Below are 18278 nucleotides of genomic sequence, written 5' to 3'. Positions count from 1 at the left end.
TTCATTGGGAGTTTATGTATGGTAAGAGATCTTTACATGTTCTCAAGAGTGAATAAGGAAGCAGATGTAGTCTGGTTTAAAATTGCGTATGAGAACACATTACAATCTGAAGCCGATATTACTTCTTTTTTTGCAGAGAAAGGACTTGATATCAGGTTTGCATACCTTGATAGTTCGGAAGACCCGACAAAGGGTAAATATGTCATGTTTACCGAAGCTGAAAAAGGAAGAGACATTGATAGTATTGCAGAAGAGCTTGAAAATATGGATGTTGTGCACTCGGTCAAATGGGGTTATTCAAAGAACCGGGCAATTCAGTCAGTGGATTTCCCCCTGAAAATTTTGGGCGATAGAGCGGTCCTTATAAGAGCAAAGACTTTTGTGGATATTATCAACATTATGAACGAGCATGTTCCCCAATCGGAAGGGCTGATTACCATTATCGGGCTTAGAAATGGAGCAGGAGCTGCCAGATATATGCAGGATATGGCAGAAATGAATGATGACAATTTCCTTGATCTTCTGGGTGAACTATTCATGGCTGCAGGATGGGGAAAAATAGAATATGAGATCAATGTTTTCGAACTTAGTGGAAATGTGCGGGTGATTGATTCGTTCCTTGCAGAGGAATTTGGAGAAAGTGATGTTCCCGTATGCGCATATATGAGTGCATTCCTTGCTGGATACATATCTGAATGCCTTAAAAAGACAGTGCAGGTGCGTGAATCCAGATGTAAAAGTATGGGAGATGGAGTCTGTGAACATGTAATATCACCTGCTCCCTCAGGTGTTAAGATTGAGCACGTACTCAGGGGAGAATTACATTGATACGGCAACCCAATGCGATCCTCGGGAATGACAGATTGCTTGTCACCATGGGAAAAAAGGGAGAGATTTTTGGATTTTATTATCCGGGCAGAGACTTCGCCCAGCATGTAGAAGAATCACAGGCCTGCATACATGATGGAAAAGAACTGATATGGTCCAATGCACGCGAATGGGTTTCTGACCAGAAATACATAGAGAATACCAATATTGTAAGCACTGAAATGAAAAACCACAATGGACTCCAGATGGACATACTGGATTTTGTTCATCCTTCATTACCGGTTCTTGTGCGGAAATACAGGATTACTTCCCAGAGAAGCTTCAACGGGAAATTCTTCTACTACTCCAATCTTCAGGTTGGAGAAATAAAAAAGAAGAATTCGGCATTCTGTGATTATGATTCAGGACTGCTTGCGCAGTACTGGAAAAGTCACTATATAGGAATCAGCTCAGACCCGATATTTAAAGAATGGCAGATCGGAAAGGCAATGGACACAATATGGTGGACAAATGCCAAGTTCGACATGGAAGACGGAAAACTCCAGAAGAAACATGAAGATATAGGTAACCTTAACTGTGCCATCGGCTGGGACCTGAACATTGATGTCGAAAAACCTGCTGAATTTACGGTTTTTATTGGTGCGGCTTCGAGAAGAAACACTTTGTACCGAAAAATGAGGCAGGTACAGAAAAAAAATTTCGAGGACATTTACAATGAAACTCAGGAAAAATGGATCAAATGGCTTTCAAGAAAAAAATTGCTTGAACTGCCTGACTATCTTGGTTTTGAAAAATTCAAACTTGAGATGCAAATGACATTTAACCGTTCATTACTAACATTGACCATTCTCAACGACCCCGGCAGAGGATCTTTTGTAGCAGCTCCGGAATTCGATCATGAATTTGAAATGAGCGGAGGTTATGGTTACTGCTGGAACAGGGACAGTGCGGAAATAGTCACATCTCTGCTGGAAGCGGGATATCCCGAATATTGCTCACGCTTTTTTAAATGGTGTAAAGCAACACAGATGCATGACGGTTCGTGGTTCCAGCGTTACTGGCTGGATGGAAATAAAGCACCCTCCTGGGGAAATTTCAGTTTTTCAACACAGATAGATGAAACCGGCAGCACCATATTTGCAATGGACCAGTATTACCGCACACTTCAGCATCCTATAAAAGATGAGTTTCTGGAAAGTATCTGGGCTACCGTGCTAAATGCTGCCGAATATCTTATGAGAAGAACTGCTGAAGGAATGCATGATCCATGCATCGGCCTCTGGGAAACACATACGGGTGTTTTTACCTATACCAATGCTGCAATTTACGCAGGACTTCTTAGCGCCGCAAATATAGCAATAGACTATAATGAAAGAGGACTTGCTGACAGATGGACAGAAAGAGCTGAGTTAATTAAGAAAACTACTATTGACAGATTCTGGCTTGATGATGAATATTTCGCAAGAGGGATAACCAATGGACAGCTTGATACTGCCATTGATGCAAGTATCATAGGTACTTTTGTTCCTTTTGGAATGCTATCACCTGAAATTCCAAAAGAAAAAGAGATGATAAAATCCATCATGGAAAATATAGAGAAGCATCTAAGAGTTCCGGTAAATGATCATTTTGGAATTAAGCGATACGTGGATGATAATTACATAGAGGGTAACCCATGGATAGTAACAACCCTCTGGCTTTCAAAGGCAATGCTTGAAATGGCATCGGATATTGATCCTTATGATGGGGATACTGAGAATAAAGAACATAGAAAACTTACTCATGATGCACTTAAATACATCCAGTGGTCACTCAAAGGAAGAACTGGTGCCGGAATGCTGCCAGAACAGGTGAACAAGTATACAGGTAGTCCTGCATGGGCAATCCCCCTGTCCTGGAGCTGCGCACTTATGATGGACAATATCCTCTTGCTTGACGAGATACAAAGAAAACTCAACAGCTCAAAGGAAATGGAGCATACCGGAAGTTCACATGATATATTCAGATTATCATGAAGGGACAGCAAAGGAATGGCTGATAACTAACGGCCTTGGAGGATACGCATCTTCCACTTTAATAGGAGCTAATACCCGAAAGTACCACGGGCTGCTGGTTGCTTCCATGAATCCACCTGTGGAGAGAATGGTCTTACTTTCTTCCCTTGATGAGGAATTATATACAGAAAATGGTGTTCACAAACTCGCTGTTCATAAGTATCCGGGCGCAGTGCATCCAAATGGAAACAAATACCTGAAAAACTTCAGCACAGAACCTCTGCCGGAGTTTCTCTACAATGCTGGCGGGTTGATAATCAAGAAGCGAATTTTGATGGTAAATGGCGAGAACACTACCATCGTAAAATATGACATTGAGAATCCTGGAAAAAGGAAAGCTTTCCTGAAAATACTTCCCCTGATCAACAACAGGTCAATCCATCATCTTACTAAAGCTTCTGACATCGCCTTTTTACAGGAAACAGAAGAGTATAGCACTTTAATTAAGACTGATAATCTGCAATTCTGTCTTTTCTCAAACACGCTATATCATGCAGATGAACACTGGTATTATGATTTTGAATATGAGGTTGAACTTTCAAGAGGGTATCCTTACCGCGAGGATAATTTTAATCCAGGATATTTTAAACTTGAAATAAGTGACGAACAATGCTCATTTTTTGTGCTTGCAAGCACTGAATCCGCGGAGAAATGGGAAAAAACAGACCTTCAGACAATTGATGAATTTATCAGCAGGGAAGAAAAAAGGATTCGGGGCATTGCAGCATCAAAATCCGGAAATGATGTGTTTTTGCAGAGACTGATGGTTGCAGGTGACTCTTTTATTGTTAACAGAAAGAGCACAGGTGCCAGGTCTGTCATCGCAGGTTATCACTGGTTCGGTGACTGGGGACGGGACACCATGATATCATTACCTGGACTGACACTTGTAACCGGAAGATTTGATGATGCAAGATCGGTGCTCTCTACATTTGCAGCCAGTTGCAGAAACGGACTCATACCCAATCTTTTCCCTGAGAATCCTGTGGATTCACCTGTTTATAATACAGTGGATGCTTCCCTTTGGTTTGTGCACGCCGCAGGCAGATATCTGGATTATACCGGTGACCTTACATTTATTGAGAAAATCTGGCCGACTATCATTGAAATTGTGAATAACTATAGCAACGGAGCTGACTACGGTATCAGAATGGATGATGACGGACTGATAGAACATGAAGGACAGCTCACATGGATGGATGCAAAAATAGGAACCTGGGAAATAACTCCAAGAAGAGGAAAAGCCTGTGAGATCACTGCCCTCTGGTACAATGCGCTTATTTATGCTGCCGAGATAGGGGCAAAACTTGGAAAGGATGTATCAGTTCTTAGAAAAACTGCTGAAATAACGGCTAAAAGCTTCAGGGAGAAATTCCATAACCCTGAAAGAAACTGTCTTTATGACTGCATTTCAGGTAATGGTGAAGATTGGAAAGATGCTTCCATAAGACCTAATCAGGTGTTTGCTGTATCCCTTACCCATACAATGCTACCACATGAAATTGAAAAAGGAATTGTTGACATAATTGCTGAAGAACTGCTTACCCCTTACGGACTGCGAACACTTTCACCTGTTGATAGCAAGTACATAGGATTTTACAGGGGAAATACTGAGGAAAGGGATGCAGCTTACCATAATGGTACCGTCTGGCCATGGCTGCTTGGACCTTATATCACTGCATATTCAAAAGTCTATAGTGATAAAGCAGAAACTAAGGATAAACTTAGAAGTCTGCTGATGGGAATTGAAGAGCATCTGGACAAAGCGTGTATTGGCAGCATATCCGAGGTATTTGACGGTGACTGGCCTCATAAACCCAATGGCTGTGTTTCACAGGCCTGGAGCATAGCTGAGATCATGCGTTGTTATGCTGAAAATATAATAGCGGATAAGTAGTAATATATTACCGGGCGTATTTCACACGCAATCTTTAAGAGAGTTTAAATTCATTTTAATACGTAATTTTGGGTTTAATTACAAAGAGTGTGTGGGAATAATGGAATCAATGAGAATTGCGATGTTCTCATGGGAGAGTCTCCATTCGGCAAAAGTCGGTGGACTGGCACCCCATGTGACAGAGTTATCAGAGCAACTTGCTAAACTCGGGCATGAAGTACATATCTTTACACGTAGTGCTTGGTATCGGGATTACGATGAAATAAATGGTGTTCATTACCAGAGATGTCGTTTTGATGAATCCGGGGATATACTGGCCCAGATGAACAAGATGTGCGATGCAATGTATTCGCGCTTCATTCAGGTATCAAAAGAATTTGGGGATTTTGATATAATCCACGGGCATGACTGGCATCCGATCAATGTACTGAACCGTATCAAATATGAGCTTGGAAAACAGTACGTAATGACGTACCATAGCACTGAGTGGGGACGAAATGGAAATGCTCACGTTTACTCTCCTACGGCCAATGAAGTTTCACACAGAGAATGGCTGGGAGGTTATGAGAGTTCACAGGTTATCATCACTTCAGATAATTTCAAAAAAGAAGTTCAGGATCTCTACAGTATCCCTGATTACAAAATATCAATTATACCAAATGGCATCTCTCCTGGCAAAATGGAAAAAGATGTTGATGCCGGCTCTATAAAGAAAGATTATGGAATCCACCCTTATGCACCGGTTGTACTTTTTACAGGCAGGATGCATTACCAGAAAGGACCTGACATGCTGGTTAGAGCTATCCCTAAAGTGCTGGATGGAAACAACTGGGGAGCTCATTTTGTATTCATAGGTGAGGGCGAGATGAGACCATATTGCCAGAACCTTGCAAATGACCTGAATATTGGTAATTCATGTCATTTCCTGGGTTATTCATCCGATGATGTTCTCAAAGACTGGACGAATGCATGCGACATGACCTGCGTCCCGAGCAGGAACGAACCTTTTGGAATAGTAGTACTCGAATCATGGGATGCAACAAAAGCAGTGGTTGCAACGGACGCAGTGAATATAGTAGACAATTTCCAGAATGGTGTCCTGAGTTATAGAAATCCTGAATCCATTGCATGGGGAATAAATTATGCCCTTGACGGTCTGGATTCAAGAACACCCGGCATGGCTTCCAACGGAAAGAAACTTGTTAAGACAAAATTCAGCTGGGATACCATTGCAAGAAACACGGTTGATGTTTATAACAAAATTGAATGAAGTGATATTATGGACGAAATGTGTTTAAATATAGGTGAGGCAGCAGGTTATGTTTACAGGCTGCTTGAGAACGGGGAATCAAATATGGCAAACCTGAAAAGCCATCTCAAGGAAAATGGATACGACCAGCAGATTGCATTCATGGCCATTGGATGGCTTTCAAGAGAAGACAAGATTTGCATGGCCAAAAATGGAAATTCGTGGTCATTAAAATTAAAATAATATAAATCCTGTTTTTCATTTCCTGAGTTTTGAAGTACTCCTCTGGCTCTCTTTTTTAATGTAGAGTCATTAATAGACTCATTTTTTTAATTTTAGCATGTTTATTATTTATTAATAAAAGTTATGGAGTAATTTGATATAGATAAAACTCAATAATTTGAATACTTACTAAAAAACTGAATTAGGGGGAATTATATGATGATTATGAAAAATAAAACGAATAAGAGCTTGGCTTTTAAGCCATTTTTGTTGTTAATTGCAGTGCTCATGTTAACAAGCACTGCCATGGCAGCAAATAATAGCACAGGAAACATAATATGGGATGCAGATGAGAATCTCTCTCTTGAATACACATGGACCGCACTTACATATTCAGGTTTTTACTATGACCTGGATTCAGGCGAGGGTTCTGAAACACTTACAATAACACTTGACAGCGACAGTGACCGTAGTATTGGTGAAGGAGATCTGGAATATTCCACAAAACCTATTGACACTGATTTTGAATATGGCGATTGGGGCTCATATCAGGTAATTGGTTTTATGGCAGAGAGATACTTTGCCGGCTATACTGATGATACTGATTTTGCGGATGACAGTATCAGTTTGATATCAGATGGTATTCTTTCACAAGTATTACTTGATGACGATGATAAAATTTCACTTTTTGGTGGTTCTTCCCTTGAACTCGAAGAAGGATATGAGCTTGAGATTGATGAAGTGGACCTGAATGGTGACAGTGTTATGGTGACCTTAACACAGGATGGAGACGACATAGATACAAGTATTGTATCCTCTAATGACGAGTATATATATGAGAAAGAACTCGGCACCGATGATGAGGTTCCAATAATTGTAGTACATTTCGAGAACATATTCCAGGGGACAGAATCAAACGCAGTGTTTATAGAAGGAATTTTCCAGATATCAGAAGACTATATTGAACTTGAATCAGGAGACTCCTATGGCAAGATGGAAATCGATAGTCTGAGTTCCGATGAAATTACAATGGAAAACTCTGATGCAATTTCACTTGGAAAAGGAAATACCATTAGTATTATGGGTAAATTGAACTTCATTGTTGCTGATGACAGCACCCTGAGATTTGGCCCGGAACTGGACATGTCAGATGAAGGTACCTATGAACTAAGGGGTACAGTTGCAGAAGATGAAGAACTTACATGGACTCCACTGAACTTTGAAGGATTTTATTATAATCTCGATGAAGGAGTAGGAACCGAGTCACTTGAAATTGAAGACCTCAGTGGAAGGACTATTGATGACGGAGATCTTATTTACAAGAGCACGCCACTGGACGTAAGCTTTGAATATGATGACTGGGGAGAGTTCCAGGTAATTGGTTTCATGGCTGAGAAATATTTTGCAGGCTACCCTGACAATGAGTTTACAGATGACGTAAGTCTTCTTTCCGATGGATATCTCTCAAAAGTCCTTATTGATGATGACAGTAAGACCTCATTATTTGCCGGTTCATCGCTGGAATTAGAGGATGGATACGAAATTCAGATTGTCGAAGTGGATCTGAATGGTGACGACGTAATGATCAGTCTTAGACAGGACGGAGATGAGGTCGACACTGGAATTGTATCAGCCGATGATGATTATGTGTATGAGAAAGATATCGGAGATGTAGATGATGTACCTATAATAGTTCTTCACTTTGCTAGCATATTCCAGGGATCTGAATCAAATGCAGTATTCATTGAAGGAATGTTCCAGATCTCAGAAGACCTTGTAGAGATATCATCTGATGAAACCTTTGGAAAAATGGAAGTTACAAGTTTCTCATCCGATGAAATCGTCCTTGAGAATGAAGACTCAATTACGCTTTCAAGAGGAAATACTATTGACATAATGGGAGATATTTCATTCAAGGTTGCTGATGATGGTGATGTCCGTTACTATCCATTTGTTGAAGTTTCAACCGTACCTACACAGTCACTTTCCATTGACATAGCATCTACACTTAAAGAGGATGAAGAAGTTGATATTACTGTGACATCTAGAGGCGCTGCTGTAAGCGGCGCAGTTGTTATGTTCGATGATGAAGAGATCGGTAAAACATCAACCGATGGAACAATTAGTTACACACCAAGAAGCTCAGGTACTTTTGAAGTTACTGCTGAAAAGGATGGATATGTTTCTGCAAGCGAGGAAGTTGAAGTTATTGCAGCTGATGATGCAACTCGAAAGCTTGCCATCGAAGTATCACCTGACACTGTTGTTGATGGCGATGACATCACAATCTACATCATGACCGCAATTGGTGGCGAGTATGTTGAAGACGTGGATGTATATTATGATGGAAAGCTCATTGGAACAACGGATTCTGATGGCACTGTGGAATACACAGTCACGGATTCAGGCATTCACGAAATCAGTACATCAGCAGATGAGTACCTTTCAGCAGAAATTAATCTTGAAGTTCTTGAACTGCAAGCTGAGTTCTCTTACACCAACCTTCAGGTTACACCACTCGTTGCAAGCAGTGGTGAAGATATAACTGTAACAGTTAACGTAGAAAACACAGGAACTGAGGCAGGAGATGCCGATGTAGAACTCCTTGTCAATGGAACAACTGTGAGTACACAAAGTGTAAGTCTTAATGCTGGCGAGGAAACTACAGTTACCTTTACAATTGCTGAAGAAGAGGCAGGCACCTATGAGGCACAGGTTGGCAGTTCAACAGCAACCTTTGAGGTTGAAAAATCCACACCTGGACCGGGAATTGTTGTATCTGTAATGGCATTTATCGCTGTTGCAATGCTGATACGCAGGAAAGAGAACAAATAAACAAAGATTTTGATTGAAACTTGTGTCTGTTATTATACAGGCACTTGCATTCTTTTTTTTACTGATTGTCTTTTGAGTGCTTTTTGTATTAGTTGTTGATTTGTGATACATCTATATTACCTGAAATATGCAGGTAATCCCGAATCTAAAAATATGGAAATAAACAGGAAACTTACCCCTGTTTTAAAATTGCTATTGAATATGCAGACCTAGTTTGATTTTGTCTCTTTTCCGTTTATCGGGCAGGTATCTTTTGCCGAAGGACTGAAGTCAATATATTGACCGGTTGCATAGAAATGCCTGAAAGACTCAATCCAATAGAGCCTGTTATTCGTTTCACCGACAAATTCAACAAGCTTTGCAAGAACATCAAAGGTTTCGGGGGCTAACACATGCTCAATCTTGCAGGCATCCTGATTGGCTATGGTCTCATTAATTCCCAGCATCAGCAGTAAATCCTTGATGATTCCATGTTTTTCAATAGTACACTTAGCAATTCTCTCACCTTCAGGAGTAAGGGTCACTCCGCCGTATTTCTCATAGTTGATGTACCCTTGGTTGGTAAGCTTCCTGAACATCACTGTCACGCTGGGAGAACTCAGTTCAAGCTCCCTTGAAACATCTTTTACCTGGGCATACCCTTTTTTTTCTATGATTTTCCTTATAATCTTAAGGTAATCTTCTGCCCTTTCTGTTACCATTTTATGCCTCTTTTTTAATGCAGCTAACGGCTCTGTAAAAATCCTCGAAATTCTGAGAAAACGAAGTGAACAGTAATTTTGAACCACTGACTGTCATTGAACAGATTTGACTACTTTGATTTAATTGATCTGATTTTGATAGTTTATCTACAAAGCCAAATTTTTGAAATATCCACTATGAAAACATAGTTTCACAGCTGCTCTGTAAAATACAAATGCCAGAGAAAATATTTCGCTGTATAAATGAATCAGCCGTGCACTCCTGAATTGTCTTTCATTGATACGAATTTAATCATGTAGTTATATCCAAGATCTACAATATTGCTCTTTTCAAAATCAGATGCGTAAACGTATTCTTCCATTTCATCAGGGGAAATACGCATGCTTAACGGAGGTCCAAACTTCGAATCTTCTTTTTTGCATTCTATGATGATCAACCTGCCTCCCGGTTTCAAAACACGTCCGATTTCTGTAAAAATCGTCTTTCCTGCATCTTCAAGGTTCATTGTGTGAAGGACCGTAGAAATCAAACACAGATCAATAGATTTATCTTCAAAGGGAAGCTGTTCGCGGGCATCGCTAACAATAGCTATTAAATTTTCCAGGCCCGCTTTCTCAGTCCTCTGAACCAGATTATCGATTAATTCTTTTTTAATGTCTATAGCGTACACAAGACCTGTTTCACCTATTTTTTCGGCAGCATGGATTGAATAATCTCCTGTTCCGCATCCGAAATCCAGAAAAACCTCACCTTTTTTAAGGTCAAGTTCATTAAAAATAAGTTCAGGATCATGCATCCAAAAACTACTTTCCTTTCCTCTGTGATGAGAATTACGTCTTTCCGAAGGGCATTGAGTTCTACATATTTTCATTGTATCCCATCCAAAAACTCCAGATTACCTAAAGGAACATCTAACAATCATTGCCTTTTATTATCACCGAGGATTTTTCAACAATCCCTTTACCTTCAACTTCTGAGTAGTGCCCACTGCACATGAAACACATCCCTTTCTTTAATCCCGACTTGCAAACTTTCGAAGCCATTACTACTTCTCCACATTCAGGGCATATTACAGAATCGGTTATAGGAGCATAGTCTGGTATATCCGGTACAGTAGTCTCAACTGAAAACAGTTTATCAAAAGGAATTTTTGTCATGGAAAATGCAGCCTCTCGTGCTGTTTCCTTGAATTTTTTTTCATCCTCCGAACTTCCTTGACGTTTGACGATAACCTTTTCCATCAAAGGATAAAACTCAGGAACTGAGTCTTCTATATACTCTTTAAACTCTGGAAGAACCTTCACACGCACACCTTTCTCTTTTCCACGGATTGCAAATGTTACTGCATGTTTTCCCAGATCACGGTAAATCAAAGAATTATTCCCCAGCGTACAGCCCGAAACCGCCTGGATCCCATCAGCAAAACATGCATTCACTTCAACAATCGCAAGCAGGTTTTCCATAATACCATCTGACTCGATCACTTCATTTTCGAGAAGACTCAGACCATACAATGAAGCCATTACGCCCAATGCACTTCCAGGACAAAAATGACCGTGTATTTCGGCGGTTTTTATTAGACAGGATGTAGCATCCATTTTTTTAATCGCCGATGTAAAGTTAGTACGGGGTTTGTCTTTCAAAATTTCGATATCCTGATCATTAAAGATTCCTGAACAAAAAGCCATTCCTGTATTTTCGTATGTTCCATAGACCACTAAAAATCCTTCCTGTAAAAGCTCTTATCTAAATTTCTCCATAATCTGTTCCATCCATTCAGGAATCATGACATCTTCCTGAGGATACAAATCAGGCACATATGGTTTGATATCCAAAACCGGGCTGTTGTCAATTGCATCAAGACCAAAAACAAGTATCCCATTATTTGTTATTTTTATAATCCTTACAATTGTCATGAGAATCGGATTTGGTCTGGCTGGACTGCAAGTGGAATAAATACCTTTTAATGGATAATCCTTTAGACCAGCAGGATGGACTTTCTTAAGTTTCCGGGCAGCATCTGTGATTTCATGTCCCCAGTAAATAATCATTGCATGAGAATAATCTTCAATACCTTCCAGAAGGTCAGTAGACACGTCTGTAAGGATTATTTCAGATATCCTGTCACTGGAATCATTCAATTTAGTAATTGCAGAATCACAAGCATCATTCAGTTTTAACCCGTCATCTCCAGCAACAAGAGGTGGGGCCTTAAGATCATTTTTAATTATCCCTACAGGTACTATGAAAATATCTTGTTTAAATTTCATATTATCCTTTATTTCTTCAGACATACTGGAATCCTCATTACATTACAAATAAAATACATCAAGTGATTATGTTCAAAGTTTCTTTATTTCCTCGAAAGTAGCCTCCAAAATCTCTATTGCTCTTTCTTTTTTCTCTTGGGGAAGATCTTCCACATAAAATCTCATTTCCATCAGGAGGCTAACTAGAGACTGATTTTCTGTACCAAATATTTCGAAATGCATGTCTTTAAAAAAATTTACGCGTGCCGTAGATTGACTCTTCATGTTCCTGATATTTGTGATGGTTTCTTTGCCTGTATCCGTTAGTTCATAAATTCTTTTAGAACGCTTGCCGATTTCTTTAACCCGAATAACTCCCTCTTCATCAAGGGATTTTAAGAGAGGATACAATGTACCTTTATTTGGGGTCCAGGAGCCACCCGTTTTTTCAGCTATTTCTTTTAGCAGATCATAACCTGATTTTGGCCCCATCTCAAGTAAATGAAGAACCAGAGCTGTAAGTAGTCCCCTTTCCTTCCCACTTTCCGGTGTAAATTTCCATATATTACTCATGTTGAACACTTACTTGCCAAATATTATAAGGTTACGGTTTTTTACCAAACGGTTGATATCTAACCATTGTTCCTTATAGGTAGTGAAGCGTAATAAACTTTGCTATCATTTCTAAGATGTGCCATCTTTTTTGCTATCAAAATCATATTTTTATCATTGATGTATCTTCTGTATATTCTAACCTTCATGATGTCCCTTCCACACGTTATTCTCCATCTCTGAATCTTCTTGATAATAATCGTAGAGAAAAAACATTTTTCTTAAAAGCCAATCAAGAATGTAAATATGTTAAAATGGAAAACAGAGAACAAATCCATAATTGGCATGCAGGCAACTATACTGGATTCTTGTTCTCTGCTATATCCGGGATATCCGGATTCATACTTGAAATCAGTTTATTCAGAGTTATCATTACAGGTAATACAGGAATGATTCAACCCTAGACTCGTCATTTTCGTTTTTATTGCCATCAAATGTCAAATTGAGGACAGGCTTGTTATTTTCGTTCTCGAACCCTTTGTGCAGAGTATTGAGCAAGATTCCCGTATTCTCATACATAGAAGTAACTGTAATAACTCCATCCATGCCCTCAAGTTCTCCAAGGATTTTCGACCCCCTATATCTCCCAAAGGCACCTGCATAGTAACCCATTGTATTATCTGCTCTTACAATCAGATCATCAAGATCTTTTTCAAAGGGACTACAGCCAGATATTGAATTAGAGATGTCCGAAATAAAGCCTTTGAACACATCCAGCTTTGCCTGTAATACTGGTCTATTCTCCTCGTTTGCCTGATCAGCAAAATCTTTCCATAATTGCCACATGTATTCACTGAATGGAGCACATACTACACGATAACCCCTGGATTCAATTTCCCCGAAAATGTGGTTATGCAGGAAATCGTTATATAAGATCATTGGCTCCCCAATCGCAAAAATATTCTTTTCGAAGTTTCTGGATCTGCATTCGTCGGAGGCAACTTTAAGCACTGATTTCAGCACTTCAATACTCAGCTGACCGCTTTTCATCTTGTCAAGAACTGTTTTCATGTAACTATCCCTTGAAACATAAGGAGTGTTCCTGATTATGTCTCCTGCAATAAGAATAAGGAAAACATTTTGGAGAAAAACATCATCCTTATTGAGCAGATCTTCCATGAACGGAGCGATGATACTAACGTCTTTGATTCCTTCTTCGTCCAGGACAGTTCGCAAAAAGCGGTTATACTGTCCATCCACTTCTGCCCCTTCTGATTGAGGGACCAGTAAAAACTTCTGATATTCATCCCGATCACGAATTCCGGGAATAGCAAGTACATCCCCAATCAGAGCAGCCATTGAGAAATATTCATTTGTAACAGTGTATTTTCTTCCTCCATCTATGGATTTTTCATTTGTTTTTGGTAGTGTTTTCGCATCTATCCCGTATGTTTTCAGTAACTCACAGATAAGCTGGGAGTAAGGGTATAGATCAGGGAGATAAAACTGTGCATTTTTCGGAGTGCCATACAAACTTGTTTTTATACGAGCATCGGTATGGGACAGCTGAGACAGATAAGTATCCATATCTTCTGCTGTTTCCGTAGGAATATTTTGTAAACTGTTCACGAAAGCTTCAAGTCTTGTTGTAACACCTACTCCTGAAGAATGTTCGTCGACCTCTATGTTAAGATAGGGTTTATCAGCCATTATTTCTCTGAAATAGTGGGAAAATACCGTATCTGGGCCGCAGCCATGATGAGTAAGGAGTATTGCATAAAGATTGGGATGACTTCTGACAACCTGTGCTGCTTCAAGGATATGCTGGCCGAAAGGCCAGTACATATTAGGATGTTCATTAGCTACATCGCCTTCGGGCAAGTTGTAAAATGGAAGTGCCCTGTAACCCATCTCCTTAAGCTTTTCAGGGATGGACAAATTCAATACCGGATCAGCAACTCCATAGCTTTTTGATATTAATATAAACGCCTTTTCGTCAGGTTTGAGACCTTTGACAATTTCCTTTCCCATTTGTTCCATCCTCTTCTCAAAATCATGGAATCCCTGCATTCCCTTCTGAAGAGCACTAATGGTATCATCAGGACTCTTTCCAAGCTGATTACTAAGAGCCATGAAACTGTTTCTCATGAATTCTTCTCCCAGACTAAAACCTATGGTAGGAGAAAGCATTTCTATACCCTTTTTATCAAGTTCCATTGCCCTGTTAACTATTTTAAATGCAAGTTGCATATAGGGGCAGCCAAAATCCAGACGTGTGTGAGATCCCGGATGCACAACTGTATACAGGTCCGGGAAAAAAATATAATCCACCTTCTTATTTACCAGCTCTGCAACATGCCCATTGATCAGTTTGACAGGATAACACATTTCATCAAGTGAATATTCCTGACCAAGTCTTATCGTTTCTTCACTGGTAGGATCAGACAGAACGACATTATAACCCAGTTCCCTGAAAAAGGCACTGAACATCGGATACATCCCATATGTAAAAAGAGCTCTCGGAAGGCCAATGGTCTTTTTACTTTGATCTATTGATCCATCATAATCCTCAAACATCAATTTATTTACCATTTCATTAAATTCCGATTTCTCCTTGCATTCAACATTTGGCTTTTCAGGATTAATTACCTGTAGGGAGTTTTCCTCTATATTGAATCCTTTGAAGGTGGTCTTTGCCGATCCGATCTCCTCCTTTGTCAAAACAGCCACTCCATAGGCACCAGTCACACTAAAGAACGGTGGTACGACAATATCTTTTCCAGTAAGCACCTGGAAGGCGTTTACAACTCCCTGGTTGTGTGCAATACCTCCCTGGAGAAAAATCCTGTTCCCTATTTTTTTCTGACCTACGACCCTGTTGAGGTAATTTTTTGCTATCGAGTAGCAAAGTCCTGATGCAATGTCTTCTATCCGGGTTCCGCTGGCTAAGTGGGCGGCAATGCTTGTTTCTATAAAAACAGTGCATCTTTCCCCAAGATAAACCGGTTTATTGCTTTTTAATGCAATCTCACCGAATTCATCTATATTGATGTCGAACTTGTTTGTTTGTTCTTCAATGAAAGAGCCTGTTCCGGCAGCACATATTTTATTCATCTGGAAGTCGGTAACTATGCCATCATTCAAACTGATATACTTGGAATCCTGGCCACCTATCTCAAATACCGTATCAACAGAGCTATCAATAGAAACTGCCGCTTTTGCTTGTGCTGTAATCTCATCTTTTATAAGGTCAGCTCCGATAAGTTTTGCAATCATATACCTTCCTGAACCGGTGGTACCTGCCCCAATTATATTTACTCTGTCACCATACTCCTCTCTCAATTCCTTTAAACCTTCAACTACAGCTTTTTTCGGATTCCCAAGTGTTTTCAGATATCTGTAAGCTATTATATCGTTCATTTCATCGATCAATACAAGATTTGTACTGGTCGATCCAATATCAACACCAAGATAGCAGTTTGTCATATCATTACAACTATCAGGGATTTTGCATATGTGCTTGTTCCCGCTGTCACCTAATCCAAATTGACCCAATGCAGGCAGATTAACAGTTTGGACTTTTGACGTAGAAGAAATCCTCATATCCTTTAGGATGTTCAGTATTTTGGAGATGTCTATTCTCAAATCCTTTTCTTTAGCAATCACTGCTGCACCGATTGCAGCAATATTTCCACATTTTTCTGATATGAAAAGCTCATCATCATCAAGCTTCAGGATATCCTTTAACGCATTGGCAATTGCTCTATTGAATGCTACACCGCCTGTCAGAATGAGTGGTTTTTCCAGAGGTAGTCTCTTGATAACAGCTCCCTTATAGTTTCTCACCACTGCGTAAGCTAACCCTTGCAGAATATCTTCTACAGGAACACCTTCCTGTTGATGATGAATAACATCGGTTTTTGCAAAAACGCTGCATCTACCGGCTATTCTTGGAACGGACTTGCTTTGGGCAGCATAAAAAGAATAATCCTCTATGTCCAGACCGAGCCTTGATACTTGCTCTTCGAGAAAAGAACCTGTTCCAGCAGCACAGTTTGAATTCATTGAAATCTCTAAATTAGATTTGGTATTTTTTCCAAAACCGGTGATGTATCTCGCAGTTTCTCCACCTATTTCTATTATGGAGCAAATATTCTCATTCGTTAAGATGCTACCCTCGATAAGGGCAGAAACATCGTTTATATGAATTACATCCCCATAGTTAGATAAGAACTTACTTTCACTACCGGTTACTGCACAGGTTACTATTGGTCCAGTATCATACTTTTCCGACAGTTCTATAATAATTTGATTAAGTTTCTCTTTGATCTTTCCTTTATGCAAGACATAATCCGTATGAACAACATCATTATCTTCATCAATGAGCGCAATCTTCACTGATGAATAACCGATGTCAATCCCCAGACTATATTCTGGATCTGAATCTTGCATCTTATCTAATTCTACAGAGTCACGTGTGTTTCTTCCATTATTCGGAGTAGGACTTGTCATTTTCTGCCTCTTTGTTAATGCATCTTACATTATCTTTCATTATCCACCAATAGTTTAAAACAAAACGGTTGGAATCTAACTGTTACTGCGTATAGAGATACTTAATTATAAATCTTACGATTTGTGATAACATCTTGAATCTCAGTATGAAAAATAGGTTTGTTTTTTTACATCGACTGCAAAACAGCTTTACAGAAAGCTCTTCTTCTTTGGTAATTATTATTAGCAGTTTTGTTCTTTTCAAAATATAATGCAAATTAAATTCAAGCAACATAATTGTGATTGATTTATTGTGAAAGTGTTTGCGTCCTCTCTTATTAAAAATAATTTTGCAGTCCTATAAGAAAAGTCAGTGAATTACAGACACGACTTGATATTGCGCGTAATCTTATAATATTAAGAAAAATATGGCCAGTGCAAGATCAGGTCTGTTTGACCTTGATATCTGAATTCCAATAAAAACCATAATCAAAACAAAAAAGAATGCCGCGTAAGCGACACAACTAAAGGGCTTCCTGTACTCTATTAAAGATAATATCTGCGATGAGCTTGTCGCTTCCAAGGGGTTTGGCATAGACTATCTTGACCTTCTGTCCATCAAATTCGACTTCCCCCTCATTTGTCTCAGGATCCAGATCAAGAACTGCAGGGATGTCCATAGTAATGTGGATACCTGATGCAAGGAATACAGGTGCAGCAGCTATTGTTGTTACTCCTGTGCCTTCAAAGGACATTAGTGCCTCTTCAACTGTAGGTTTGCTGTTTTCCATGAAGCCTGTCTTTACTATATATTCAGGGTGAGCTTCTGATATCATATTAGTGATCTCAGTGACAACCTGGTTGTTGTAGGGTAATCTGCTTCCGTGTCCAATAGCCAAAATTCCAATTTTTTCACTCATAATAGTACCTTCCTTATCTAATGTTTATGTTATTTTTTGATTCCTTAGTGTTACATAGCACAGGTTTACCAGAGTGATTCTGTGCTATAGTGTTCGGTTTCAGCATTTATCTGATAGTTCCTTGTGAATGCCGGTCAAAGTATCTGATACTCTTAAACAGTTGCAAACAAACGGTTGGAAACTAACTATTGCTTTGTATAGACAAACTTAATTATAAATCTTGCGATTTGCAATAACATCTTAAATCTCTGTTTGAAAAATAGATTTGTTTTTTGACGG

The 18278-nt window shown here is 39.4% G+C and carries 14 protein-coding genes; 7 read left to right on the top strand and 7 right to left on the bottom strand.

Features of this window, described 5'->3' with window-relative positions:
* Window positions 1–18: 18 nt before the first annotated feature.
* The 6 genes from FKV42_RS03135 to FKV42_RS03110 all read left to right on the top strand — a co-directional run bounded on the left by FKV42_RS03135 (window position 19) and on the right by FKV42_RS03110 (window position 9085).
* The gene (locus FKV42_RS03135; protein ID WP_154808787.1) at window positions 19–828 is read left to right on the top strand and encodes a V4R domain-containing protein; all 810 of its coding nucleotides are present in this window, start codon (window positions 19–21) and stop codon (window positions 826–828) included.
* Window positions 825–2843, top strand: coding sequence for a glycoside hydrolase family 15 protein (locus FKV42_RS03130; RefSeq protein WP_154808786.1), 2019 nt, complete (start codon window positions 825–827; stop codon window positions 2841–2843). Before FKV42_RS03135 ends, FKV42_RS03130 begins: the two co-directional genes overlap by 4 nt.
* Entirely contained in the window at window positions 2821–4779 is a 1959-nt protein-coding gene (locus FKV42_RS03125) for an amylo-alpha-1,6-glucosidase (protein WP_154808785.1), read from the top strand. Before FKV42_RS03130 ends, FKV42_RS03125 begins: the two co-directional genes overlap by 23 nt.
* Before the next feature lie 100 nt (window positions 4780–4879).
* On the top strand, window positions 4880–6049 hold the full coding sequence (locus FKV42_RS03120) for a glycosyltransferase family 4 protein (RefSeq protein WP_154808784.1): 1170 nt from the start codon (window positions 4880–4882) through the stop codon (window positions 6047–6049).
* 9 nt (window positions 6050–6058) lie between these two features.
* Window positions 6059–6271 (top strand): winged helix-turn-helix domain-containing protein, encoded by a 213-nt coding sequence (locus FKV42_RS03115; protein WP_154808783.1) that lies wholly within the window; start codon window positions 6059–6061, stop codon window positions 6269–6271.
* 204 nt (window positions 6272–6475) lie between these two features.
* On the top strand, window positions 6476–9085 hold the full coding sequence (locus tag FKV42_RS03110; protein ID WP_154808822.1) for an S-layer protein domain-containing protein: 2610 nt from the start codon (window positions 6476–6478) through the stop codon (window positions 9083–9085).
* Window positions 9086–9294: 209 nt separating this feature from the next.
* Here the strand turns inward: FKV42_RS03110 and FKV42_RS03105 are convergent, their stop codons facing one another.
* From FKV42_RS03105 to FKV42_RS03085, 5 genes are all read right to left on the bottom strand, one after another.
* A complete protein-coding gene (locus FKV42_RS03105) occupies window positions 9295–9786 on the bottom strand; it encodes a metal-dependent transcriptional regulator (protein WP_154808782.1) in 492 nt (163 codons plus the stop codon).
* Between the two features lie 248 nt (window positions 9787–10034).
* Window positions 10035–10658, bottom strand: coding sequence for a class I SAM-dependent methyltransferase (locus tag FKV42_RS03100; RefSeq protein WP_154808781.1), 624 nt, complete (start codon window positions 10656–10658; stop codon window positions 10035–10037).
* Between the two features lie 40 nt (window positions 10659–10698).
* A complete protein-coding gene (locus tag FKV42_RS03095; RefSeq protein ID WP_230375446.1) occupies window positions 10699–11505 on the bottom strand; it encodes an FmdE family protein in 807 nt (268 codons plus the stop codon).
* A gap of 24 nt (window positions 11506–11529) precedes the next feature.
* Window positions 11530–12081 carry an SAM-dependent methyltransferase gene (locus FKV42_RS03090; protein ID WP_230375444.1) on the bottom strand — a complete coding sequence of 184 codons (552 nt, stop codon included), beginning with the start codon at window positions 12079–12081 and terminating at the stop codon, window positions 11530–11532.
* A 48-nt stretch (window positions 12082–12129) separates the two neighbouring features.
* Complete coding sequence (locus tag FKV42_RS03085) at window positions 12130–12609, bottom strand: PadR family transcriptional regulator (protein ID WP_154808780.1); 480 nt, start codon at window positions 12607–12609, stop codon at window positions 12130–12132.
* Window positions 12610–12894: 285 nt separating this feature from the next.
* Between FKV42_RS03085 and FKV42_RS03080 the strand changes: the two genes are divergently transcribed.
* Window positions 12895–13041: a hypothetical protein gene (locus tag FKV42_RS03080; protein WP_154808779.1), complete on the top strand. Its 147-nt coding sequence runs from the start codon at window positions 12895–12897 to the stop codon at window positions 13039–13041.
* Here the strand turns inward: FKV42_RS03080 and FKV42_RS03075 are convergent.
* Both FKV42_RS03075 and cfbA read right to left on the bottom strand, forming a co-directional pair.
* Window positions 13021–17100 carry an acyl-CoA dehydratase activase gene (locus FKV42_RS03075; protein WP_154808778.1) on the bottom strand — a complete coding sequence of 1360 codons (4080 nt, stop codon included), beginning with the start codon at window positions 17098–17100 and terminating at the stop codon, window positions 13021–13023. The two genes, FKV42_RS03080 and FKV42_RS03075, sit on opposite strands and share 21 nt — an antisense overlap.
* 503 nt (window positions 17101–17603) lie before the next feature.
* The gene (cfbA, locus tag FKV42_RS03070) at window positions 17604–17999 is read right to left on the bottom strand and encodes a sirohydrochlorin nickelochelatase (RefSeq protein ID WP_154808777.1); all 396 of its coding nucleotides are present in this window, start codon (window positions 17997–17999) and stop codon (window positions 17604–17606) included.
* Window positions 18000–18278 lie beyond the last annotated feature (279 nt).

The organism is Methanolobus vulcani, from assembly GCF_006546655.1.
Classification (GTDB): Archaea; Halobacteriota; Methanosarcinia; order Methanosarcinales; family Methanosarcinaceae; genus Methanolobus; species Methanolobus vulcani_A.
The sequence above is the reverse complement of the archived record's forward strand: the minus strand, read 5'-3'. Positions and strand labels throughout refer to the sequence as shown.

Bases quoted from the DNA above. Each gene is read 5' to 3' on its own strand.
- FKV42_RS03135 (WP_154808787.1), top strand. From the start codon at position 19: ATGGTAAGAGATCTTTACATGTTCTCAAGAGTGAATAAGGAAGCAGAT.
- FKV42_RS03125 (WP_154808785.1), top strand. From the start codon at position 2,821: ATGATATATTCAGATTATCATGAAGGGACAGCAAAGGAATGGCTGATA.
- FKV42_RS03120 (WP_154808784.1), top strand. From the start codon at position 4,880: ATGGAATCAATGAGAATTGCGATGTTCTCATGGGAGAGTCTCCATTCG.
- FKV42_RS03115 (WP_154808783.1), top strand. From the start codon at position 6,059: ATGGACGAAATGTGTTTAAATATAGGTGAGGCAGCAGGTTATGTTTAC.
- FKV42_RS03110 (WP_154808822.1), top strand. From the start codon at position 6,476: ATGAAAAATAAAACGAATAAGAGCTTGGCTTTTAAGCCATTTTTGTTG.
- FKV42_RS03105 (WP_154808782.1), bottom strand. From the start codon at position 9,786: ATGGTAACAGAAAGGGCAGAAGATTACCTTAAGATTATAAGGAAAATC.
- FKV42_RS03100 (WP_154808781.1), bottom strand. From the start codon at position 10,658: ATGAAAATATGTAGAACTCAATGCCCTTCGGAAAGACGTAATTCTCAT.
- FKV42_RS03090 (WP_230375444.1), bottom strand. From the start codon at position 12,081: ATGTCTGAAGAAATAAAGGATAATATGAAATTTAAACAAGATATTTTC.
- FKV42_RS03085 (WP_154808780.1), bottom strand. From the start codon at position 12,609: ATGAGTAATATATGGAAATTTACACCGGAAAGTGGGAAGGAAAGGGGA.
- FKV42_RS03080 (WP_154808779.1), top strand. From the start codon at position 12,895: ATGTTAAAATGGAAAACAGAGAACAAATCCATAATTGGCATGCAGGCA.
- FKV42_RS03075 (WP_154808778.1), bottom strand. From the start codon at position 17,100: ATGACAAGTCCTACTCCGAATAATGGAAGAAACACACGTGACTCTGTA.
- cfbA (WP_154808777.1), bottom strand. From the start codon at position 17,999: ATGAGTGAAAAAATTGGAATTTTGGCTATTGGACACGGAAGCAGATTA.